Source organism: Sporosarcina luteola, assembly GCF_023715245.1.
Classification (GTDB): domain Bacteria; phylum Bacillota; class Bacilli; order Bacillales_A; family Planococcaceae; genus Sporosarcina; species Sporosarcina luteola_C.
On the sequence record NZ_JAMBNV010000001.1, the window covers coordinates 1,022,278 to 1,045,593 of the forward strand.

25 protein-coding genes are annotated in these 23,316 nt (G+C 42.9%); 22 read left to right on the plus strand and 3 right to left on the minus strand.

All coding sequences use genetic code 11. From position 1 onward, the window contains the following. Positions 1-63 precede the first annotated feature (63 nt). The 9 genes from M3152_RS04700 (at position 64) to M3152_RS04740 (ending at position 5,980) form a co-directional block, all read left to right on the plus strand. On the plus strand, positions 64-777 hold the full coding sequence (locus M3152_RS04700; RefSeq protein WP_251694037.1) for a YetF domain-containing protein: 714 nt from the start codon (positions 64-66) through the stop codon (positions 775-777). Positions 778-918: 141 nt separating this feature from the next. Then, positions 919-1,488 (plus strand): TetR family transcriptional regulator, encoded by a 570-nt coding sequence (locus M3152_RS04705; RefSeq protein ID WP_251694038.1) that lies wholly within the window; start codon positions 919-921, stop codon positions 1,486-1,488. Between the two features lie 90 nt (positions 1,489-1,578). Then, on the plus strand, positions 1,579-1,920 hold the full coding sequence (locus M3152_RS04710) for a DMT family transporter (protein WP_251694039.1): 342 nt from the start codon (positions 1,579-1,581) through the stop codon (positions 1,918-1,920). Continuing rightward, positions 1,920-2,234 carry a DMT family transporter gene (locus M3152_RS04715; protein WP_251694040.1) on the plus strand — a complete coding sequence of 105 codons (315 nt, stop codon included), beginning with the start codon at positions 1,920-1,922 and terminating at the stop codon, positions 2,232-2,234. The genes M3152_RS04710 and M3152_RS04715 overlap by 1 nt, the downstream gene beginning before the upstream one ends. Positions 2,235-2,521: 287 nt before the next feature. After that, positions 2,522-3,127: a hypothetical protein gene (locus M3152_RS04720; RefSeq protein ID WP_251694041.1), complete on the plus strand. Its 606-nt coding sequence runs from the start codon at positions 2,522-2,524 to the stop codon at positions 3,125-3,127. A 48-nt stretch (positions 3,128-3,175) separates the two neighbouring features. Further along, positions 3,176-3,826: a tetratricopeptide repeat protein gene (locus M3152_RS04725; RefSeq protein WP_251694042.1), complete on the plus strand. Its 651-nt coding sequence runs from the start codon at positions 3,176-3,178 to the stop codon at positions 3,824-3,826. 99 nt (positions 3,827-3,925) lie between these two features. Continuing rightward, positions 3,926-4,507, plus strand: coding sequence for a hypothetical protein (locus M3152_RS04730; RefSeq protein ID WP_251694043.1), 582 nt, complete (start codon positions 3,926-3,928; stop codon positions 4,505-4,507). A gap of 73 nt (positions 4,508-4,580) precedes the next feature. After that, on the plus strand, positions 4,581-5,045 hold the full coding sequence (locus tag M3152_RS04735) for a hypothetical protein (RefSeq protein WP_251694044.1): 465 nt from the start codon (positions 4,581-4,583) through the stop codon (positions 5,043-5,045). A gap of 509 nt (positions 5,046-5,554) precedes the next feature. Further along, entirely contained in the window at positions 5,555-5,980 is a 426-nt protein-coding gene (locus M3152_RS04740; protein WP_251694045.1) for a hypothetical protein, read from the plus strand. A gap of 83 nt (positions 5,981-6,063) precedes the next feature. Here the strand turns inward: M3152_RS04740 and M3152_RS04745 are convergent, their stop codons facing one another. Next, complete coding sequence (locus tag M3152_RS04745; protein ID WP_251694046.1) at positions 6,064-6,726, minus strand: HAD family hydrolase; 663 nt, start codon at positions 6,724-6,726, stop codon at positions 6,064-6,066. A 108-nt stretch (positions 6,727-6,834) separates the two neighbouring features. On the opposite strand from M3152_RS04745, the gene M3152_RS04750 reads away from it, so the two are divergent. Beyond that, positions 6,835-7,734, plus strand: a complete 900-nt coding sequence (locus M3152_RS04750) for an RluA family pseudouridine synthase (protein ID WP_251694047.1) — start codon at positions 6,835-6,837, stop codon at positions 7,732-7,734. 268 nt (positions 7,735-8,002) lie between these two features. Here M3152_RS04750 and M3152_RS04755 read toward each other — a convergent pair whose 3' ends face one another. Beyond that, complete coding sequence (locus M3152_RS04755) at positions 8,003-8,638, minus strand: spore coat protein (protein ID WP_251694048.1); 636 nt, start codon at positions 8,636-8,638, stop codon at positions 8,003-8,005. A 160-nt stretch (positions 8,639-8,798) separates the two neighbouring features. Here M3152_RS04755 and M3152_RS04760 point away from each other — a divergent pair, with 160 nt between their 5' ends. The 8 genes from M3152_RS04760 (at position 8,799) to M3152_RS04795 (ending at position 18,792) form a co-directional block, all read left to right on the plus strand. Then, positions 8,799-10,082 carry a LysM peptidoglycan-binding domain-containing protein gene (locus M3152_RS04760; protein ID WP_251694049.1) on the plus strand — a complete coding sequence of 428 codons (1,284 nt, stop codon included), beginning with the start codon at positions 8,799-8,801 and terminating at the stop codon, positions 10,080-10,082. A 509-nt stretch (positions 10,083-10,591) separates the two neighbouring features. Next, entirely contained in the window at positions 10,592-11,971 is a 1,380-nt protein-coding gene (gene gdhA, locus M3152_RS04765; protein ID WP_410055849.1) for an NADP-specific glutamate dehydrogenase, read from the plus strand. A gap of 159 nt (positions 11,972-12,130) precedes the next feature. Then, complete coding sequence (locus M3152_RS04770) at positions 12,131-13,339, plus strand: argininosuccinate synthase (protein ID WP_251694051.1); 1,209 nt, start codon at positions 12,131-12,133, stop codon at positions 13,337-13,339. Positions 13,340-13,521: 182 nt separating this feature from the next. Then, positions 13,522-15,111, plus strand: a complete 1,590-nt coding sequence (locus M3152_RS04775) for a DUF6583 family protein (RefSeq protein ID WP_251694052.1) — start codon at positions 13,522-13,524, stop codon at positions 15,109-15,111. 18 nt (positions 15,112-15,129) lie between these two features. Beyond that, positions 15,130-16,353 (plus strand): ABC transporter permease, encoded by a 1,224-nt coding sequence (locus M3152_RS04780; RefSeq protein ID WP_251694053.1) that lies wholly within the window; start codon positions 15,130-15,132, stop codon positions 16,351-16,353. Further along, complete coding sequence (locus tag M3152_RS04785) at positions 16,350-17,480, plus strand: ABC transporter permease (RefSeq protein WP_251694054.1); 1,131 nt, start codon at positions 16,350-16,352, stop codon at positions 17,478-17,480. The genes M3152_RS04780 and M3152_RS04785 overlap by 4 nt, the downstream gene beginning before the upstream one ends. 1 nt (position 17,481) lies before the next feature. Next, entirely contained in the window at positions 17,482-18,147 is a 666-nt protein-coding gene (locus M3152_RS04790; protein ID WP_353056615.1) for an ABC transporter ATP-binding protein, read from the plus strand. Between the two features lie 87 nt (positions 18,148-18,234). Further along, complete coding sequence (locus M3152_RS04795) at positions 18,235-18,792, plus strand: YdcF family protein (RefSeq protein ID WP_251694056.1); 558 nt, start codon at positions 18,235-18,237, stop codon at positions 18,790-18,792. A gap of 177 nt (positions 18,793-18,969) precedes the next feature. Here the strand turns inward: M3152_RS04795 and M3152_RS04800 are convergent, their stop codons facing one another. Next, positions 18,970-19,764 carry a histidinol-phosphatase HisJ family protein gene (locus M3152_RS04800; protein WP_251694057.1) on the minus strand — a complete coding sequence of 265 codons (795 nt, stop codon included), beginning with the start codon at positions 19,762-19,764 and terminating at the stop codon, positions 18,970-18,972. Positions 19,765-19,861: 97 nt separating this feature from the next. On the opposite strand from M3152_RS04800, the gene hisZ reads away from it, so the two are divergent. Genes hisZ through hisB form a run of 4 tightly spaced genes read left to right on the plus strand, consistent with a single transcriptional unit; the run spans position 19,862 to position 23,313 of the window. Beyond that, positions 19,862-20,821 carry an ATP phosphoribosyltransferase regulatory subunit gene (hisZ, locus tag M3152_RS04805; protein WP_251694058.1) on the plus strand — a complete coding sequence of 320 codons (960 nt, stop codon included), beginning with the start codon at positions 19,862-19,864 and terminating at the stop codon, positions 20,819-20,821. After that, the gene (hisG, locus tag M3152_RS04810; RefSeq protein WP_251694059.1) at positions 20,821-21,456 is read left to right on the plus strand and encodes an ATP phosphoribosyltransferase; all 636 of its coding nucleotides are present in this window, start codon (positions 20,821-20,823) and stop codon (positions 21,454-21,456) included. The genes hisZ and hisG overlap by 1 nt, the downstream gene beginning before the upstream one ends. Beyond that, entirely contained in the window at positions 21,453-22,748 is a 1,296-nt protein-coding gene (hisD, locus tag M3152_RS04815) for a histidinol dehydrogenase (RefSeq protein ID WP_251694060.1), read from the plus strand. The genes hisG and hisD overlap by 4 nt, the downstream gene beginning before the upstream one ends. After that, complete coding sequence (hisB, locus tag M3152_RS04820) at positions 22,729-23,313, plus strand: imidazoleglycerol-phosphate dehydratase HisB (RefSeq protein ID WP_251694061.1); 585 nt, start codon at positions 22,729-22,731, stop codon at positions 23,311-23,313. Before hisD ends, hisB begins: the two co-directional genes overlap by 20 nt. Positions 23,314-23,316 lie beyond the last annotated feature (3 nt).

Here is a 23,316-nt window from a genome sequence, read left to right on the forward strand (position 1 = left end):
GTTTTTTCATCCGTATATTGTCATAGTTCTATCACACACTAGCGTTAGCGGAGGTGTGAATAGATGATTTCAGACGTAATTTCAAAGATGGACTTTTGGGAAATGATGCTTAGAGCAACTTTTACTTTTATCATTCTAATGCTACTAGCCAGATTCATGGGGAAAAAGCAGATTTCACAACTAACTTTTTTTCATTATGTTACGGGGATTACAATCGGTTCTATCGCTGGTGAGATCTCCGCGCAATCGGAAACCCCTTTTCTGAATGGTGCCATTGCGATGATTTGGTGGGCTATATTAACAGTATTTGTGAACTTTTTAACAGTAAAGTCAAAAAAAGCGCGAATTTTATTTGATGATCAACCAACTATTATTATACACAGAGGAAAAATAAGTGAACAAGGCATGAAAAAGGCCCGACTCACATTGAACGATCTCAATATGATGCTCCGTGAGCAGAGCATTTTCGCTGTCGCAGACGTGAACTATGCAATTCTCGAAACGAACGGCCAGTTAAGCGTCATGAAAAAGGCGGCCCAAGAGACTGCAACACGCAAAGATGTGAAAGCACCTGGCAATGAGCCGAAATATATACCGACTGAAATCATTTCGGATGGGAAATTAATTAAAGAAAACTTGACTGAATTGAAGCTGACTGAAGAATGGGTTTATGAACAGCTGAAGAAAAATGGGTTCAGTAAAGTGGAGCAAGTGTATTATGCAGAAATACTAACTGACGGCACATTGCATATTGATCAGCGAACTGAAAAGAAATAGATAGTGTAAGGGGAGTCTCAATATGAGGGGAAGCTTGTTTTGCCCCTCATATTCAATTAACGGCAACGAGCAAAAACCCCGATTTGCTTATTTTTTATGGTATAATGAATGACAGTCATTCAGTGGGGAGGCGGACGGTAATTGGATAAGAAGGAAAGAATCATAAAAGCGGCGATAGAAGTTTTCCGCAAGCAAGGCATCGAAAAGACGAAGATATCCGATATCGTGAAAGTGGCAGGGATTGCTCAAGGAACTTTCTATTTATATTTCCCATCTAAATTATCACTCATGCCGGCAATAGCCGAAGTGATGGTCGCAAAAACGTTAGAGATTGTGACGGATAGAGTATCGGATAACGCACCGTTCCCAAAACGGATGGAGCAGCTCGTTGATGCGATTTTCGAAGTAAATGAAGAGTATCATGAAATTCAAGCACTTATCTATTCAGGTTTAGCATCGACAGAGCACTTGAAAAATTGGGAGACCGTATACGCGCCTTTCTATAAATGGGTGAGTGAGGGTCTTCAACTAGCAATTGATGAAGGTGTAATCCGGAACACCGTCAATCCTGAGAGGACGGCAAGACTTGTGATTGGTCTCGTGGAATCAGCTGCGGAACAAATTTATTTATACGACACTGACAAGGAAGATGAAGCGGTCATACAAAAGAATGAAGTGAAAAATTTCTTAAAGCATGCCCTTGCGTATTAATGCCTATTATTATTGGCAATAAGCCTTTGACGACTTGTCATTATAAAAATGAATGACAGTCAGTCACCCGCCGAGTTAGGAGAAAATATTATGAACAAATCATGGATTTATGTTGCGCTAACAAGCTTTTTCGAGTTGGTCTGGATTTTCGGTTTCAATGTCGCCTCCGAATGGTGGCATTGGATTCCAATCGTGTTTTTCATCTTCGTCGATTTTCATTTCTTGGCGAAAGCCTGTGAAAACCTTCCGACGGGTACCGTATATGCCATCTTTGCAGCAATCGGAACAGTTGGGACCGCATTGATGGATGTGTTTATATTCGGGGAAACCCTCGGAGCAGGCAAACTGTTTTTCATTGCCATATTAGTTGTAGGCGTCATTGGACTGAAGATTGCTGATGGCGTGGATGAAAAGAAAGGATTGGTTAAGTGATGGGCTGGTTATTTGTATTCGCAGCGGCAATAAGTGAGCTTGTCGGCGTTGTCGGGTTGAATAAATATAGTGAACAGAAGACATTCACCAATACCATTTTATTCGGCGGTGGATTTGGAGCAGCGTTCGCATTTCTCTATATGTCGTTCAACTATTTGCAAGTAAGCACTGCATACGCAGTGTGGATTGGCATAGGAACTGCAGGCGCAGTATTGATCAATATGCTGTTTTTCGGTGAATCAAGGAGCAAAGGGCGTATCGCCAGCTTACTTTTGATAGTTATCGGCGTCGTTGGATTGAAGGCGTTATCGTGAATAGTAGAAAGCGGGGAACAACTTGAAAGAAAGTTGCTTCCCCGCTTTTATTTTAATTTAATTATAGTGATAGCAAGTTATTTGGCAGTATTATACAATGAAGAGAGTGATGTTAGAATATTTAATGATTTGACGTCCCCTGGAACAAAGAATTTAAAAGTTCTTGCATAGAGGAATTACCGGAAGAAATGAGGGCGTTTTTTTGAACTATGAAATAAAACGCCGGGCGGCTACTGCGCAATGATAATCAAGTTTGCTAATAAATTGGTATTTAGAAGGAGATAGTCATGTTAATTTCGACAATGATCCTGGGGTGGATAGGGGTACTACTATATTTGATCATCATCTTTACATTCAAGAAAATGGCAAGAAGTAATGAATATGCTTTCTTGCATCTACTGATGGCATTAATGTACGCAATGTGGCTTCCTTTACCTCTCGCGCTCCATCAATTAATAGAATCAGACGCTTTATTAGTAGGTACCGTCTTTGGCTTAGCCTATTTAATCATGCTAGTCATTTCGATGGTCCTTCAAACGGGGCATATAGCCTTTATAAGTAAATGCAACGAGGATTATTCAATTACAGAAAAACATACGGAATATATGATGGCAACATTTACGAAGCCCTTTGAAAGTTTACTTGGTATTTTTAAAAGTATATTGGCGTTATTTTTAGCAATTTCCTTCTGGAAAAGTGACGAGTATACTACGGCGATTATCATGTTCTTTTTTGGTCTGTTCATCTTTTATTATTTGCTTATCACGTTAGACGCCAGTTTAGTGAAACGAGTGAAACTGCTCTCCAAAGTTAAGCCGAATGTAGTTATAGTCAACCTAGAAACAGTGGCATTTTTCATTATTTTGATGAGTTATGTCACTCTTAACGCATAACTTATAAACCTATTTAGGCCAAATTGTGCGTTAGAAGGAGGGGGATTCATGAGTTGTACAGAATCTATTGATGATAAATTAAGCGGGGCATTTGAACTCTTTGAGAACAATCAACTTATTGAAGCAGAAGGAATATATCAGGACTGCCTCAGTTTAATGGATACAAGGTCAACCAAATACGAAGCCGCATTGCATTGGTTGGGTTATGTAAAAAGTGAACTGAAGAAATTTGATGAAGCGCGGTCAATTTATGATGAGCTTAGAGGAATAGCTAAGTCGAGTTTAAATTATCAAGATGAACTCATCGCGATCCATCAGTTGGGCATGGTGGAGCGGATGGCAGAGAACTACGATAAAGCACAAGAATTATTTAATGAGGAATTAACATTATTGAGTAGCAGTAATCCAAATTGGCATTTAGGCTTTGCGGCTAATTATTACGAGCAAGGTTATATTTTATTAAAGAAAAATAATTTGTTCGAGGCTGAAAAACTGATGTATCAATCCCTTCAATATGCTGAACAATCGAACGATCAGATTGCACTTGGATGTTCTCTGCGAGGGCTTGGAGAAATTAATAAAGCCAAAGGGGAGATTGGAAAGGCTAAGCGCTACTTCGAACAATCTATATTAGCGTTTATAGAAGGAGAGAATCTTGTCGGAGTGACTGAGGTAAATGGAATGCTTGATGAAATTTGACCGACACAACGATTGATATCTTCTGTAGGCTATATAGCTGCCTAAACCTGCTTTTGTAAATAAGGCCAAATAATAGTGCTAGGAAAAGGGAGAAGTACATTGAAAAAACTACGTGTCATCTACGCAGGTATACTGCTGGTGTTATTAGTTGGTTGTACAAAGGAAGAAGGGGCAGAGCAAACTGCAACTACAAAAGTAAATGGGGATTTAGAAGAACAACTATCACAATTGAATGAGCAACTTATCGAAAGTGAGAATAAAATTAAAGAGTTGTATGTCATGTTGGAAAGCAGGGCCAGGGATGAAAACGAAGCCTATAATGAACTACATAATAAGATCTATATAATGGAGAACCTTTTGTCTCGTGTTCCTGGCATTAATAGTCGGCAAGGATTTGTTAAAGACGTTAATACAGGTGGGGCTACTATTACATTAGAAGTTAAATTCGCTGAAAAGAAAGAGGATAATGAAGCGCCGAATGGTTTTGTAATAGAGGAGCAAGAGACAAAAATTGTCACCGTGGATTTGGATGCAAATTACTTTATTCTTAAAGGGGATAAATTGCAAACTATACCAACTGCCGACGAGTTTAAAGAAGCCGCAAATGAATATGATCGCTTCTTCAACATTTATATTGTGGAAAATAAGATCGTAATGCTGACTGAACAATACTTGCCATAGCACTTATTGCCGATACCAACGAATAACTGATTGTCACAGATGAATAGTGAGATGAAATAATAGGAGGATACATATGCGGCGGATTCCAATCGTTACGCTCTGTTTATTGTTCATACTGATTCTCTCAGCCTGTAATAATGATGTATACGAAAAACAACCGGAGAAAAGCGTAGAGGATATACCCGGTATTTCTGAAAATAACGGTGGCAAAGCTCAAATTCTAGAGGTTAGCACAGATTTAGAAAAGGAAAATGGTTGGTCCATTGTTCCGAAAGGTGTTCGTACAATGACTATTTCTGCGGAAGTGGAAAATGTTGAAACAGTATTGTTTTGGATAACCCCAACAGGAACAGCGACTTGGGGTGAACGAACACTTATTGGAATTGACATAGATGGGGATGATGGTTGGTCATTTGAATGGGAATTCGGTGATAGGATATTCCACGATCATATAACAGTTCAGGCCTTGGGAAGTGATAGTGCAACACAAGCACAAGAGACATTAAACGTTCATTCTGTTGATGAGAATGGAGAATAAACGGTGTGGCCAGCAAGAACAGGGCTATAGTAAAGCAGGGCAGCTTTGGCTGCTCTTTTATTATGGGTTTATGGACGGAAAATAAAATCCGTTAGGTATGTAACAAATTGATTTGTTATTCGTATAACTGAGTAGTTGGGAAATAAGGTATATGGAAAAAACATCATTTTTCCGGGGGGAACAACAATATGGCAACCGATATCATCCTAGCAATAATCTTTGTGATTCCACTGTATGCATTCTTTATTTGGACCTTTAATTGCCCCGAAGATAGTTTTTTGTTTGGAAAGCGTTGGCAATATCAAGAGGAGCCAGAGGTTTCACCGAATGTTGTCCGTTAGTGAAATTCACCTCTATTGTAGCTATGATTGGTACCCCTATCATTGTTTTTAGCATCTTATTAAAACCGACTGTATTCGGTCTTGCTTTACTGGCATTTATATTCGTCATTGTTGTTGGTGCGTTTATTATATTTGCTGGTGAAAATAATTAACAAAGGGGACTTTTCTTTGCATCCAACAGAATTAATTGAATTGATGATAGTGATTGGAATCTTCATTGTTATTCTATTCGTTTCATTCGTTTTTAAGGGCAAGGGCAGAAAGTTCGTTCAGGGATTGGCTATTTTCTTTCTGTTTGCTTTTGGAATCTTTTATTTCGCGCGTCCATATTGGATTGATAACCAAATTGAGAAGAAAATTGAGTATGTACAGAAGCACTTAGAAGAACGGTATCCCGAAGAAACGTGGAGTTATAAGAAAGTGCCTCACCGTGAAGCTGGTTATAAACACCTAAATCCATATTACATAGGTGTGATATTTGAAGCCGAGCCAGAAGTGGAATATCAATATTTTGCTCGTAACAAAGATGATATTATTCAGGTTGGCTATTCAATTAAAAATGCCTTACAAAGTGATCTATTGCATTTGGAGTGAGTATCAAATCTTTTCATAACCGAATTGTAATTAGAAGAACAAAAAAGGACTTCAGAAACTAGAAGTCCTTTTTGGGGGTTAAGTTACATGATAGTCCAATTCCTATCCTCTGCAATCTGCTTCAAGCGCTCCTCAGGTCTAACAGCAACCGGATTCCCGACTAGCTCCAGCACGGGAAGATCGGAATAGCTGTCCCCGTATGCAAAGCTATGTTCCCAGTCGACCTGCTTGCCATCCAGCATCTCCATGACCTTTTCTGTTTTCCGATTTCCTTGGATATGGTAAATTCCCTTCTGGCTGTCAAATGCGCCATCCTCCGTAAACGGTATGTCGGTTCCGATAATCGTATCGAACTCAATGCCTTCCGTCACAGCATGCAATAATGACGTATACGCACCGGATACAAGCATGACATGCATATCATCGTTACGATGCTGTTGAACCCTCGCCACAACTTCATCGTTGAAATGCAGCCGCATGCTTTCCTTCATATCCTCAAAATATTGATCAAGCTCGGGTTTTGTTAATGAGTTTAATGCATTTGCGTAAATTTGCATTGAACCTTCCCTCATTTTAGCTTCCGGAACGATTTTTATTTTGTAACCTATGTATAGTGGGAGAATCCTGCGAAAAAAAGATTTATACTTTGCGCGATGAGTTGGATGCTGTTTTAAATGATCCATCAATAATTGAAAAGTTTCCTTCGAATAAAGCGTTCCGTCAAAATCGAATATCGCAACTTTCATTGTCCATATCCCCCTATTTTGTACAACTACATTTAGTAATGATGATACAGCGTTTGAAATGAAAGGGCAATTTGTGGATAATTGAAGGAGAGAGCGAGGAGACAAGACATGCATAAGAATCAAAAGAAGAGAAGGGAAGATTCCTTTCTGTTTTCAGTGAATGAAGAAGCGGAACTATTGCCGTTTTTATTGGAAAACATGAAAAAGAACAGCCGAAATTCCGTCAAGTCAATGTTGACGAGAGGGCAGGTCTCCGTTAACGGCAGGGCAGTGACGAAACATAACCATCAACTGCTACCTGGACATAAAGTCGAAATCCTTGCGAATAAGGCAGCTTTGAATGAAAGCAAACTGACAGGGTTGGAAATTATTTATGAGGATGACGCGATCATCGTCGTCGATAAGGAAGCCAGCCTCTTATCGATGGCCGCAAAAGATAAAAACGAAAGAACAGCATTCAGTGAAGTATCCGCTTATGTTAAAAGACAGGATCCAGGGCAACGGGTCTTTATCGTCCACCGACTGGACCGCGATACGTCAGGTGTCCTCTTATTCGCGAAAAGCGAACAAGTGAAGATTACACTGCAGGATAATTGGGATGAAATGGTGAAAGAAAGGATCTATACGGCATTAGTTGAAGGGAATGTTCGAAAAGAGTCAGACACGATCAAATCCTGGTTAAAGGAAACGAGGACGTTCAAAGTCTACTCGAACCCGACAGACAACGGAGGCCAACTGGCCATCACCCACTACCGGAAAATAAAATCGAACCGTCAATATTCATTGCTGGAAGTCAAATTGGAAACTGGTCGCAAAAACCAAATCCGTGTGCACATGGAGGAAATTGGACATCCAGTTGTAGGAGACAAAAAGTACGGCTCCACCGTCAATCCAATCAAAAGGTTGGGCTTGCATGCGACAGCATTAACAATTGTTCATCCTGTATCCAAAGAAATAATGAAATTCAAATCCCAGATTCCATCATCTTTCATCAATAAATCTTTATAAGGGCTGTGTTATTTCACTTTGTTTATTTAAAAGAGGTTCGTTGATTGTAGCGAAAGGCGTCACGAAGAACGGCTTTTGCGACCAAAAGCGACCGCGTTGGTAGCACCGAGCAGGCTGCCTTAATTTCCGCAAAGTACGCGGAAATACGGCAAATCGAACTCTACGCTGTTCGATTGGAAAGCGTCCGTCTACAGCGAAAATCAACAGTGTATCACAACATTGCTTAATGAAAAAAGCTGCCTTGACATTGCGTCAAGGCAGCTTTTCCTTATTGGACCGTATTATTCGGCATACCTGGCTGACCTACTGTTGCAAAGGCATTTAAAATCGACTGCATATCCTGTTGGGCAAGCTGAGGAACTTGGTAATAATGATGTTTGTTTTGATAAATCGACAGCTCATACGCCATCTCAATGCAGTTCGGAACTGAATCTGCCAATACACGTCTGACGACCGGGTTTGTCGATTCTAGAGCAGCCATTGTTTTTGCACTGGCATTTGTTTTAGCAGATCCAAGAAGAAAGCCGGAAATCATTTCATCATTAATCTCGTTCGCATTTTGCATAGGTTTCTTCGGCTGCGACGGCTTCATTCCGTAAACAAAATCATTTCCCTGCTTCATTTTGTAGCTGCTAGTCGGATGGGAAGGATCCATGCCTGTCTTGAAACATTCCACTGTTATATTGTATTCATCCAAAGTGAAACGGTATTGCCTATCCAAAATATCGAGCAACTCGGGATCTTTAACATGGGGGCGTAAGATCATTGCCTGGTTTAATGAGGCGATAGCGCCAGAAAGAACTTCATGAACATCGAAAACCTCATGTCCTCCATGGTTCATCTGTGGCGGGACTGTTCCTGTGTGCATATTTTGATGTGTTTCACCGAATTGATTTTGCGTCAAAATAGATTTCCTCCTTTTGTAGATGATTTTCAATCGTCAGTAGTATGGCTTCAAAGAGACGGTGTATGCGTGTAAAAATTTCTAAACGCGCATAATCCCTTGCCTTTAAAAATAGCATGGGATAAAGGACATTTTGTCAACGAAAGGAAGTGGATCAAAATTGCTGATACATGTCGTGCAACAAGGGCAAAGTTTATATGGAATCGGGCAAACTTATGGAATCCCTTACGAGGAAATCGCTCAGGCGAATGAGTTGACTAATCCTGCCCGTATTGTTGTTGGGCAAGCTCTCGTCATTCCAATATCCGGTAGTTATCATTGGGTGCTGCCTGGACAATCATTGTATGTCATTTCCCGATTGTATGGAACGACAGTGGAAGAGCTAGCCAGGGTCAATGGCATTTCACAAAACAGCATTTTGCATATAGGCCAACGGTTGACTCTTCCTCAAAGAAGGAAACCGGTCATTGATGTTTTTCTTTATGTGGAACCGAGGGAAGCGATACTTGATGTAATCGTTCAGGAAGTGCGGAACAGAGTAGAAGATTTGACGTATTTAGGGATGTTCAGCTATGAAGCACAACGGGATGGATCATTGAAGGCACCCCCGATAGATGATATTCCAGAGATTGCCGCACAAGCAGGGACTTTGAATGCGATGGTCATCAGCAACTTGGAGAATTTCGCATTCAGTGGGGATCTGGCAAATATCTTCTTTACAAATCAAACGGTACAGAACCGATTATTCGAAAATATTGTTCAAACCGCGAAAAGGTTCGGTTTTAGTGACATTCATTTTGATTTTGAATTTATTAGGCCAGCGGATAGGGAATTGTATAATACATTTCTGAGAAATGCGCGTGCACGCTTCCATCCGGCCGGTTTAACGTTATCCAGTGCACTGCCTCCTAAATCGAGTCCCGCTCTGACAGGGGTTTATGGCGGCATTGACTTCAAAGCACACGGGGAAATATGTGATTTTGTCACATTGATGACGTATGAATGGGGATATTCATATAGTGACCCGCAGCCGGTGAGCCCAATTAATCAAGTGCGTCGAGTTGTTGAATTCGCAGTCAGCCAAATTCCACGGGAAAAGATTTTCCTAGGCCAAAATTTATACGGCTATGACTGGACATTCCCGTACCCGCCCGAAACGGGAATTGCGGCAAAAGCCCTTAGTCCACAGCAGGCGATCAATCTAGCTATTAGCCAAAATGCGAATATCCAGTATGATGCCACTGCCCAAGCGCCGTTTTTCCTTTATTGGGATAGTAATGGCGTGCGTCATGACGTCTGGTTCGAAGATGCACGCAGCATCCAAGCTAAATTCAACTTGATAAAGGAATTTAACTTACGTGGAATAATGTATTGGAAGCTAGGATTAGCATTCCCCCAAAATTGGCTGCTACTCACTGACAATTTCACAGTCCGAAAGCGATAATTCAAAATGAACCATATGTGCAATTTGCACATATGGTTCATTTGATGGGAAACTGTTATTCTTTTGAAATATAATTTATTACGCTTTGGAAAATGTCTACATCCGGATTGATCAACAGAGCAGGTAGGAATGCGAAAGCCATTACAATCACTAAATTGGCTCCTATAATGGTGCGCAGTATTTTGCTGAATTTCATAAACCATCTCCTCTTTCTCTTTGTAGTTGTTTTCCAAATCGCAAGTAACTGGGCTCTTCATAAGCCTACTAATAATCTATGTTCAGAAATATGTAAATGATTTTCTTTTCGTGCGACGAATTTCGACAGAATTACGTAAATTGACACATAATACTAGGATGGACAACAGTAAACAGAAAAAGATGTTGTATATATTCATGATTTCAGTAATACTTGATAAAACGAAGAAACGATTTTGAAATATTAATTTTCAGGATATCGATAGACACCATACAATGTTTTCTTCGCGATTTATTGAGAAAGGATGAGGCTAATGACAAATATGGAGAACTCCCGAAACAACCGTAGCCGGGCGAATGACTACGTCCATGAAGTATATGAGTTGGTGAAGAAAAGAAATCCGGATGAAAAGGAATTTTTGCAAGCGACGAGGGAAATTTTCGATTCACTTCGACCTGTCTTTGCCCAACATCCTGAATACATTCGGAATGGAATCCTTGAACGTATTACTGAGCCTGAGCGGATCATTTCTTTCCGTGTCGCTTGGGAAGACGACAAAGGGAAAGTTCATGTCAACCGTGGATATCGCGTGCAATTCAACAGCGACCTCGGTCCATATAAAGGCGGCATCCGCTTCCATCCTTCCGTGAACAATAGCATTATGAAGTTCCTGGCGTTTGAACAAATTTTCAAAAATGCGCTGACAGGACAGTCGATCGGCGCAGGAAAAGGCGGCTCCGATTTTGATCCGAAAGGGAAATCCGAGAGGGAAATCATGCGTTTCACGCAAAGCTTCATGACCGAGTTAAGCAAGCATATTGGCCCCGACATTGACGTGCCTGCGGGAGATATCGGTGTCGGCAAACGGGAAATCGGCTATATGTTTGGTCAGTATAACCGGTTGAAAGGCGGTTACGAGGCGGGAGTCCTGACGGGAAAGGATCCGAAACATGGCGGTTCGCTTGGAAGAAAAGAAGCGACGGGGTACGGCACCGTCTATTTCGTCGAAGAGATGTTGAATGAAAACGGGCTTTCCTTCAAAGATAGCACGGTCGTTGTCTCGGGATCTGGAAATGTATCAACGTATGCTATTGAAAAGGCCCAACAACTTGGAGCGAAAGTCATCGCATGCAGCGACTCTGCCGGCTATATCTATGATAAAAACGGCATTAATCTCGACACTGTGAAGCAGTTGAAAGAAGTGGAAAACAAACGGATTTGGGAATACACGAAAGAGCATCCGGACGCAGAGTACCATGACGATTGTTCGGCAATCTGGTCGATTCCATGCGATATCGCACTTCCTTGCGCAACGCAAAATGAAATCGATGAAATTGCAGCACATATGCTCATTGCTAACGGACTGAAAGCGCTAGGTGAAGGCGCTAATATGCCGTGCAATATTGAAGCGATTGATATTTTTCTCGAAAACAACATCCTTTTTGCCCCCGCAAAAGCAGCTAATGCAGGAGGAGTAGCTGTTTCTGCAATGGAAATGTCGCAAAACAGCATGCGCCTTGCTTGGACGGAAGAAGAAGTAGACATGCGCCTGAAAACGGTCATGGAAAACATCTATACAAGTTGCAAAGACGCTGCTGAACGGTTTGGAAAACCGGGCAATCTTGTCATGGGCGCCAACATTGCAGGCTTCCTGAAAGTTGCAGATGCGATGGTGGCACACGGAATAAGATGATTAGTAGAAACTACCTTACAACAGAATGTGAGGTAGTTTTTTTCATTCCGGAAATTAATTTTTCATTCAAATCTATTGATATTCAAATTATATGTGGTATTATAAAAATACATAAAGATGAATAAAGATACAGAGTGATTTATAGAGGAGGATAAATGTATGGGAAATAAAAAAGTCATTTTAGCGTATTCTGGTGGTCTAGATACTTCGGTGGCAGTACAGTGGTTGACGGATAAAGGGTATGATGTGGTTGCTTGCTGCTTGGATGTCGGTGAAGGGAAAGACTTGCACTTCATCCAACAGAAAGCGCTGCAAGTCGGTGCGGTAAACAGTTATGTCATCGATGCGAAAGAGGAGTTTGCGCAGGAGTATGCATTGCTTGCTTTACAGGCTCGCACATATTACGAAGACAAATATCCTCTCGTATCGGCGCTTTCCCGTCCTTTGATTTCCAAGAAGCTTGTCGAAGTGGCGCATAAGGAAAATGCGACTGCGGTAGCCCATGGCTGTACGGGGAAAGGGAATGACCAGGTGCGTTTCGAAGTGGCAATCAAAGCACTTGACCCGTCACTAGAAGTCATTGCACCTGTCCGTGAATGGAGTTGGTCGCGTGAAGAGGAGATCGCTTACGCGAAAGAGAAGAATATCCCGATTCCAATTGATCTAGACAGCCCTTATTCCATCGACCAGAATTTATGGGGCCGAAGCAATGAATGCGGCATTCTGGAAGACCCATGGGCGGCGCCGCCTGAAGAGGCATTCGGTTTGACAGTATCGATTGAAGAAGCACCAGATAAACCGGATGTCATTGAAATCGAATTTGAAAAAGGGGTTCCGGTTAGTATTGACGGTAAACAATACCCATTGAGTGAACTGATTTTGAAGTTGAATGAAGTTGCTGGAAAGCACGGTGTTGGAAGAATTGACCACGTCGAAAACCGTCTCGTCGGCATCAAATCACGTGAAGTGTATGAATGTCCAGGTGCTGTCACATTGCTGAAAGCGCATAAGGAATTGGAAGATATCACGCTCGTAAAAGATGTCGCCCACTTCAAGCCTCTCGTTTCACAAAAGCTCAGTGAACTGATCTATAACGGCTTATGGTTCTCGCCATTGCGAAATGCGTTGGAAGCATTCGTCAAAGAGACGCAGCAATACGTCAATGGGGTTGTCCGTGTGAAATTATTCAAAGGGCATGCAATCGTCGAAGGCAGAAAATCAGCGAACTCCCTTTACGACGAAAAATTGGCGACGTATACGTCAGATGACGAATTCGACCAATCGGCAGCTGTTGGCTTCATACAATTATGGGGTCTGCCAACAGAGGTCCATAGCTCAGTGAATAAAAAGCAAAAAGTGAAGAACTGATGTACCAAGCCTTCTGCAGAAAAATGCAGAAGGCTTTTTAATGAGTAGTAAATAACTACTAAACTTGCTGACTAGATATTACTAATCAATTTACGAAATAAGGAACATTTATCCTTTTGTTGTAGTAAAATTTGTATGAGATTACCAATCTTTGAAGATATTTTTGATGGGGAGGAAATTCAGTGGAGAATGTTCAAGAAACGAAAGCAAAGAGGAAATCGCCCGTACTATTGATTGTCGTGTTGACAGCCGTACTAGTAATTGGTGCTGGAGCCGTTTCCGCTTTCTTTTTATTTAACAAATCACCAAAAGTCAAATACTTGTTGGCCGAAACAAAGACGTTCACTCAAGTCGGAGACCTTTTCGAAGAGCGTTATAAAAATGAGGTAGATTGGCTGAATGTCCAAAAGGCAAAGCCGGTTGAAACTACATATGATCTATCTGCAGAATGGGATGATCCGAGCGCGGGATATGATATGGTCGAAATGCAGAGGATTCTCAATAACACCACATTCTCCATGAAGCAAGTGAAGGATCCTGTGGAAAAGGAATGGGAAATGAATTTCAGCGGGAAATTCGGCTCTATTTCAACGGAATTCGCGACATTGTATTTTACACCTGAAAAAATGATGGCGGCATTGCCATTTACGGAAAAACTGTTGTTTTTCATGGATGAGGACTTCGGGAAAATGATGAGGGAAACTGACGCATTTTACGAAGGGCCGGAGAAGCTTGGGCTATCCCGCCTGTTTGAGGAGCAATTTTCGATGGACGGTGAATTCCAGAAATACGTAAAAGAGGAGTACATGGAATTCCTCTATCATGAGCTGCCTGAAGATGCGTTCACTAGTGAAAAAGAAGAGATTGATGTTTTCGGTGAGAAGATGAAAACTGAAAAAGTGGTAATGAAACTTTCCGAAGAACAAGTAAAGTCCCTTCTAGTGGATCTTTTCAAGAAAGCGCGTAATGATGAAAAATTGAAGGCGCTTTTAAAAGAACAAATTGCTATTTCTACAATGACTGATGATGTTTCCGATCAAAAACTCACAGAGTTGATTGATGATTTTGAGGAGTCAATGGAAGAAGCCATCAAAGAAGTCAATGGTTTGCACATCCCAAATGGAATCGAATCGAAGATCTGGCATAAGTCGAACAGCATTGTAAAGCGGGAATTCGCCATGTCGATCGGGGAATCCAAAGATAAAATCGCTGCATTGAAATTTGAAGGTGTCCAATTATTGGAGAAGTCAGGACAGAAATGGGATTATTCATTCACTGGCACCGACCCTCAAATGCAGGAAGATGTAGACGTCAATTTCAAAGGTGACTTGACGTGGAAAGATGGAAAGTCGGATGATACGATTACGATCAACGCAGAAGATGTTTCCATTACGTATAAAGGGAAAGAAGAGCTGGATGGAAAAGACCGCACATTCAACCGTGAAATCTCCGTATCCGATGGGGATTTTGCCCCTAAACTCGTTTGGAGCGGAACTGCGGCTCATGAAAAAGATTCGATGAAGGCGGATCACGAGTTCACAATCATCGACCCATCCGGAGCCATTTCCACATCTGACATTTACCTTCGCTTGAAACAGGAAGGGAAAATCGTGAAAAAAGTGGAGATGCCGGATGAATCCAAAAACACTGTAGATGTCGGTAAGATGAGCAGTGACGAATTGGATGACCTTGGAGATGAGTTGGCTCGAGAGTTTGAGGAGTGGGTTACAGAACTTATGGGCGACCTCCAAAGTGAGCTTGAAAACTTCTGATGAATGGAAGTGGGCTGTTTGATATCGATACGAAATATATTATTTTTCACGAATGAAAACTTGAAACAGCTGAAGAAGAAGCGGGCGACCCTTCTTCTTCTTTTTCTATTTCCAGTTTTTTTGATCGGATTGTTGGTTGGACTCGCTGCAGGTTTACTCATTCCCGCCGAAAACTCTCCGATTCGCGTTGCATTGATTGATGAGGATCAAACGAAGGAATCGAAGCTGATCAGCTCGTTGTTGACGGAGATGGCAAGCGGGAAAAATTACATAGAAATTTTTCCAGCGTCAAGAGAGGAAGCAGAGCAATTAATTAGCAAAAATGAAATTAGCACTTTTTTTTCATTGCCGAAAAATTTCACTGCCGATCTGTACGAGGGTGAATCGGTGACAATTCCTATGGTAGGAAACCCATCCAGACCAATCGACAGCTTCATTGCGAAACAGCTAGTCGATAGTTTGGCCAGATACATTGCTGCCGCACAAGCGAATATCTTGGTGATTAATGACTATGCAAAGGAGACTCCGATGCCTCGCGAAGAGCGGATGGAGATGATGTTTGAGCAATTCGTCGATTTCACTCTCTTTACATTAGGCAAGGATAAACTGTTGGATGAAGAAGTATTGAAGAACTCGGCAACATCGTCGCCAATGAATTATTTTATGTTATCGGGTTGGTTCATCGTCTTTTCTGTCTGGCTGTTATCATTTTACATCGCGCTGGTTGATGTTGAGTCGAAGTCGATGGCCACAAGAATGAAACTATTCGGCGTCAGCGTTGGCCAGCGGGTGGCAGGGAGGCTGATCGTCTCCTTATTCGTTAGTTCACTGCTCGCTGGATTCACTTTTTTCATATTGATTAATTTGCTGCAAATTGAATTCTACGCGGTGGACATGATGCGATTCGGGTTATTTGGATTGTTGTATGCATTCATTTTGCTAAGTGGCATTGCACTGATCGGCATATGGATACCAGGAAAGAAGATTGTGCTGTTTTTGCAATGCATCTTCGTTTTTAGCGCTGTTCTAGTAAGCGGTGCATTGATTCCGACATTGTATTTTCCACAGTCGTTCCAAAATCTTCTCTCCTATTTATTTTCACCGATTGCCCTTCGGTGGATGATGGATCTAGTGCTGGAAGGCCGGAATTATGCAAATTACACAGCCTTGGTTATCTATTCGTTTAGTGCATCTCTAGTCTTATGGATATCGTTCAGCTTGAAAGAGAGGTGGAGGCAATGAATCGGTTGCCTGCTCAATTTTTCAGATTGAAAAAGGAATGGAAAGGTGTCGGCTTCTGGATGCTCATGCCGATCCTGTTGACGGTTTTCGTAATGAACACATTCGGTGCTTTGCAGGAAGAAGCGAAGGTGCCGATTGCGCTTATTGTTGAAGATTCATCTCCATTGGCAAAGCAATTGGCACATGAAATTGAGAAAAATGACATGTTATCTGTCCATTATATGGAGCTTGACGATGCGCTACATAAGTTGAAGCAGCATGAACTCGACAGTGCTTTCGTCATTCGGGAAGGGTACGGCGAATCCGTGCTGGCGAATAAGAGGAACAGGTTAATTGAAGCGTATTCCTCCAATCGCTCCTTCGCATATCCGGCAATTTCCGAAACTGTCATGTCACTTGCTCAGCAGGATATTTCGAGGTCGAAAGCGGCAACAGTCATCAAACAGATGTTGCTTGACTATGGCATGGAAGATAAATGGGATTATGATGAGGTTATCCGAAGAAGCGAAGAGAAGCAACGGAATGAAGGCCTACTTCGAACGAACTTTTCATACGGCAAGCAAGCAGGACAGGCCGAGGAAAAGCCGCTGGAACTATTGAATAGCAGGGCGGTTTGGGCGTTTTTCACAATCATCTCCGCCTTTTTCCTGTTCGATTGGATGATCAAGGAAAGCCGACCTTCTATGCAAGTGAGATGGCTGTATACATCTAAGTCGTTTAAAAGCCATGCTGTGCGGATGTTAGGCTTGTATTCATTATTGACGTTATTGTCGGATGGTCTCACTTTACTAGTGTTCCAATTTGTTTTACAGGAGCAGGTTACGTTGTCTTTGATCCTCCCGATGCTCGCATTCAGGATGACACTGAATCTCCTCGCATTTTTGCTGGCGATTGTGTATCAGCAATTGTTCATGTATTACCTGACGGGGATTGCCGCGGCTCTACTATTGACAGTCACTGGTGGCGCCGTCGTGCCGCTCGATGCCTTCTCCCGAAGGTGGCAGTGGGTTGAAATCATCAGTCCGGTGCGCTCATTGATGACGACGACGATTCCGGTCGTGTGGCTCATGTTGTTACTTCTAATGCTGGTTGCTTGGATGGTGAAAGGGGGAAAACGGATTGCTTGAAGTGGAAGGTGTCCAAAAACGGTATAAACGGAAAAGCGTATTGAAAGATGTTTCATTTCAAATGAATGAAGGGGAAATTGTCGGGCTAGTCGGAGAGAACGGTGCCGGAAAATCGACATTATTGCAAATTTTGGCAACGGCAATGGAACCTACCGCTGGCGAATTGCGTTTAGATGGTAAGCGGTATGAGGATGATTTCAAGCAATTACGTAAGATCATCGGTTATGTGCCCCAAGATATTTCTGTGTGGGAGGAGTATACGGTCGAAGAGAATATGCGTTTTTTCGAAAGGCTTTCATGGAAAAAGAGATCGCCGGAAGAATGCAGGAAACTTTGTCTCGATATGCAATTAACCCAGTGGAAGGAACCAGTCCATTCTCTATCTGGAGGGATGAAGCGCAAGCTCAATTTGGCGATCAGCTTATTGCATGACCCAATTCTTCTTTTATTGGATGAACCGACAGTCGGCATCGATTTGAAATCAAAAACGGAAATCGGCAGCTATTTGCTGAACCTTGCCAAAAAGGAAGGCAAAATGATTCTGTATACATCGCATGACATGGATGAAATTACGAATGTGTGCGACCGTGTCTATTCGATCGGTGACGATCCGTTTTATCCAACGTTGCTGAAGGAGCGGGGAATTGAAGTGGAACAGCTGACGTGACGGAATCAGCCATTTTTCACCCCGACATCTCATATACTAAAACTGATTTGAATAGGTGATCAAGTGAAGAAAACAAAGAGGTTGGGGATGACAATCGGTATTGCGGCAGTGCTGTTCGGCTTAGGAACTTGGCTGTTGTTGGGCAAGTGGATGACTGATGGAATGGAGCCGTTGGCGGATGGCACGTTGGAATATGCCATCATCCTCGGTGCTAAAGTCAATGGGGAGACGCCGTCACTCACTTTGCGCTATCGATTGGAAGAAGCGCTCTCCTACGCGGAAGAATATCCTGACGTGAAATTCATATTGTCAGGGGGCCAAGGTCCAGATGAAGATATTGCAGAAGGGGAAGCGATGCGAAGATTCCTGGTGGAAAGAGGTGTGGCGGAAGAACGACTGTTGCTTGAAACCGAGTCGACATCGACGTATGAAAACGTACTTTATTCAAAAAGACTCCTGCCGGATGATGTCGAAGCAGTCACAATCATCACAAGCGATTTTCATTTGGCGAGAGCAAGGATGATTGCGGATAGCATGGATCTCGAGACAGACGCATTGCCTGCGAAGACACCGAAGTCAGTGGAAGCGAAGCACCACATAAGGGAACGTCTCGCACTAATCAAGACAGTTGTTGTTGGGAAATGAAATAGCAGACAGCCCGCGTCCAAAGCGGGCTGTTTTGTTCTCAAAGAATGTGGTTCCGTGCTCATAGACCATGGTATCGCGCTCAAAGACCGCTGTATTGCGCTTATAGCCCGTGGTTCCGCGCCTAAATCAATCGCCGTCACTCCGCCTAAAGCACTCCATACGGGTGATTTCTGATTAAAGTGTATCAATCGAATGGAAAGTCGGTTTCAATCCTTCAAACGTTGCAATATAATCAAAACCGATCGACCGCAACAGCTCCAGCGACTCCTTGAAATCGAAAGCGATGTCTTCCGGCTTATGCGCATCAGACCCAAGCGTAATGATTTCCCCGCCGCATTCCTTATACAGCTTCAACACATCATCACTCGGCAACCCGTTCGGCAGTCCATAACGGACACCGGACGTATTCAACTCGATCCCTTTTCCAGCAGGGATGATCACGCTAAATATTTCACGCAGCACATCATGGAAATCATTATCGATGACTTCCGGCGCATACCGTTTGATCAAATCAACATGTCCTAAAATGGAATAGTTCGTAAAGTTTTTTACGCAATGCAGCAATTCATTGAAATACTTCAATGAAGCGTCCTCTACGGTAATCCCCTTGAAAAGATCCCCATAATGCAAGCCTTTCCGCTCGACAGTATGCATCGAACAAATGATGAAATCAAACGACTCCGCTTTCAGCATCTCATCATAGCGGTTCAATAAATGCGGCTGTACACCAATCTCGACGCCCTTCTTGATGTGGATCTTCCCATTATACCGCTTGCGCAATTCATCAATCCGCTCACCATATTTCCTTTTATCAAAATCAAACTCAATCGAATCATCGGGATAATCATAATCGATATGTTCCGTGAAACAGATTTCAGAAAGGCCTTTTGCAATTGCCCCTTTCACCATCTCCTCCATATCAACATTACAATCTCCCGAAAATGAACTATGCATATGGTAATCAAACATAAAAAAATCCTCCTATCAGTTGACAAATGAGAAAAATAGATTTATAGTACGTTATAACTTTAACGTAGTAAAGCGATGAAGTAAAGGTGGTATGCAAATGAATTCCGGATTGAAAGAAGCAGAAACGTACGAGCAAGTGATCAATACGTTAAGCAATACATTTTCAACATATGGGTTCCAACGGATCACGACACCGGCTTTTGAACGATATGATCTTTATTGCAAAGTGACGAGTTCCGTTAACCGGAAAGAGATGGTGAAAGTGATCGATCCATCTGGAGAAGTTCTTGTCCTCAGACCCGATGTGACGATACCGATTACACAGGAATTGTCTCACGCTCACCGCGAGCTGACAAGTGAACACCGCTTTTATTATATACAGGAAGTGTTTCGGCGGGCATCCGACCCGACTGAGAAAACCGAGCGGACACAAGCAGGCATCGAATATTTTTGCAAACGGTCGCCAGAGGTGGATGCGAAAACAATTTCCTTGGCGCTAGAGACGATGAAGGATTTGAAGTTCAATGACATCAAAATTGAAATTGGGCATACCGCCTTCTTCCATGAAATGATGTCGCAGCTTCCATTAACAGAATTACAAAGCGATCAGTTGAAAGTATGTATACAGGCGAAGAACAGTGTTGAGATTGGTGAACTCCTGTCAAACGTTGATGCAGATGATGCAATCAAACATGCCATTACGCAAATTCCTCATCTTTATGGAAAACCGGAAGAAGTGTTGAAACGGGCGGAAGAGATCTCCACTACATCACGCATGCAAGAAACTCTTTCTTATATCGAAGAAGTTTGCAGCCGGTTAAAGGACCTTGACGAGCATCTCGTCCTCGATTTCGGGTTGATTAACCGAATGGACTACTACTCGGGCATCCTGTTTCAAGGATATGTCGGACGTTTTGGCAAACCGGTATTGATGGGCGGGCGGTATGATCAATTGGGCCACGAGTTCGGAGCTGACCTGCCCGCAATTGGATTTGCTTGTGAAATCGAATCATTAGTGAAGGCTTCCGATAATCAGAAGCAAAAGGGGGATGTCTGATGGATTGTTTGACTGTTGCGATGGCAAAAGGAAGGATTGCGAATCAGGCGATTGCACTATTGGAGGAGGCGGGTATCCTATTCTCAGACTTTACCGTTAAAAGCAGAAAGCTCATCTTCATGGATGATTCGAACTCCATCAAACTGATTTTCGTGAAAGCGGTAGATGTGCCGACGTACGTAGAACAAGGTGCAGCGGATATCGGGGTGATTGGCAAAGATGTTCTGTTGGAAGATCCAAAGGACGTTTATGAACTGTTGGATCTCGTTATAGGGAAATGCAAATTATCCGTTGCGGGATATCCGGAACTGGAGCTCAACGAACTAACTCAGTTGACGGTTGCTTCCAAGTATCCGAAGATAGCAAAGCTCCATTTTGAACAGAGAGGAATCCGCACCAATATTATCGAACTGAATGGGTCAGTTGAATTGGCACCGCTTATTGGCTTGGCAGATTGTATTGTCGACATCGTTGAAACAGGCACAACATTAAAAGAGAATGGCTTAGTCGTAATTGAAGACGTTGCAGAAGTAAGTGCTAGATTGATTGTGAATAAAGCCAGCTATGCCATTAAGACAAAGCAGATCCAAAAATTCATTGCCGATGTCAAGACAGGGCTGGAGGTGTATTCATGAAAATCGTCACTGCAGAAGACTATAAGGTAGAAATCAAGAGACGGAACGAGCAGTCCATGGATCTGGAGTTTGACCGGAAAGTGTTATCGATTATCAACGATGTCCGTATGAACGGGGATGCGGCTTTACATATGTATACTGAACGGTTCGACAACGTGAAGTTGCAGAATTTCATTGTCGCAGATGATGAATTCGATGAAGCCTATACGCTCGTTTCGGAAAACTTCATCGCCTCTCTCCAGAAAGCGAAGCGGAGAATTACCGACTTTCATGAAGAGCAGAAGGAACGTTCCTGGTTCATCCGGCAAGAGAAAGGAATTTTGCTTGGCCAACAAGTGACTCCAATTGAACGGGCCGGCATTTACGTTCCTGGCGGGAAGGCAGCTTACCCATCAACTGTCCTGATGAATGTCATCCCCGCAAAAATCGCAGGGGTCGGCTATATTGCCATTGCGACTCCACCGCAACCTGACGGGAAAGTGAACCCGCATGTCTTGGTAGCTGCGAGGGAAACAGGCGTGGACGTCGTCTACAAAGTGGGAGGCGCACAAGCGATTGCAGCATTGGCTTACGGCACTGAATCGATCCGGAAGGTGATGAAAATTACCGGGCCAGGCAATGCATACGTTGCAAGGGCGAAAAAATGGGTATTCGGTGATGTTGGAATTGACATGATTGCGGGTCCAAGTGAAATCTGCGTGTTGGCGGATGAAACCGCAAACCCTGCATATGTTGCGGCAGATCTATTGTCCCAGGCGGAGCATGACGAGCGGGCGGCTGCCATTTGTGTGACAACTAGCGAACGGTTTGCAGGAAATTTGGTGGCGGAAGTCGAAGAGCGGCTTCCCGAAATGGACCGAGTGGAAATTGCGAGCCGCTCCATAAACGATTTCGGTCGCATCATCATCGTTGATTCGCTAACGGAAGCGATTGAAGTAGTGAACGAAATCGCACCGGAGCATCTGCAAGTGATGGTGGAAAATCCGATGGCGCAGTTGCCATTCATCCGGAACGTGGGTGCCATATTCCTCGGGGCTTATTCACCGGAAGCATTGGGCGATTATATGGCAGGACCGAACCATACATTGCCGACTAGCGGAACAGCCGCTTTCTCGTCTCCGTTAGGTGTTTACGATTTTCTTAAAAAGTCGAGCATCATCCATTATTCAAAGGACGCATTCAATGAAGTGGCAGATGACATTATAGTTTTGGCGGAAGCGGAGCGGTTGACGGGCCATGCCGAGTCGATCCGGCTGCGGAAAGGGGAGCGCAATGAGAAGCGGGAAAATTAGTAGAAGCACTGCAGAAACGGCAATTGAACTTGAATTTGCTATTGATGGAACAGGGAAAACGGATATTCGGACGGGTGTCGGATTTCTTGACCATATGTTGACGCTGTTCGCGAACCATGGAAGATTCGATTTGACGGTTGATTGTGATGGAGATCTCGCCGTCGACCAACACCATACGGTTGAAGATATCGGCATCGTGCTTGGCCAGGCGTTCAATCTCAGCATTGGAAAGAAGGAAGGCATTGAACGGTATTCGACTGTGTCGACACCGATGGATGAAGCCTTATCCACAGTATCACTCGACATAAGCGGACGCTCCTTCCTCGTTTATAATGTCGAAGGATTGAAAGACAAAGTAGGGGATTTTGATACCGAGCTTGTGGAAGAGTTTTTCCTCGCTTTCACCCGGCATGCAAGTGTGACGTTGCATATCAATTTACACTACGGGAAAAACAGCCACCATATCATCGAATCCATTTTCAAAAGTTTTGGAAGGGCTTTGCGCATCGCGAGTTCAATAAACCCTGAAATTGAAGGGGTTCCATCGACAAAGGGGATTTTATAAGGG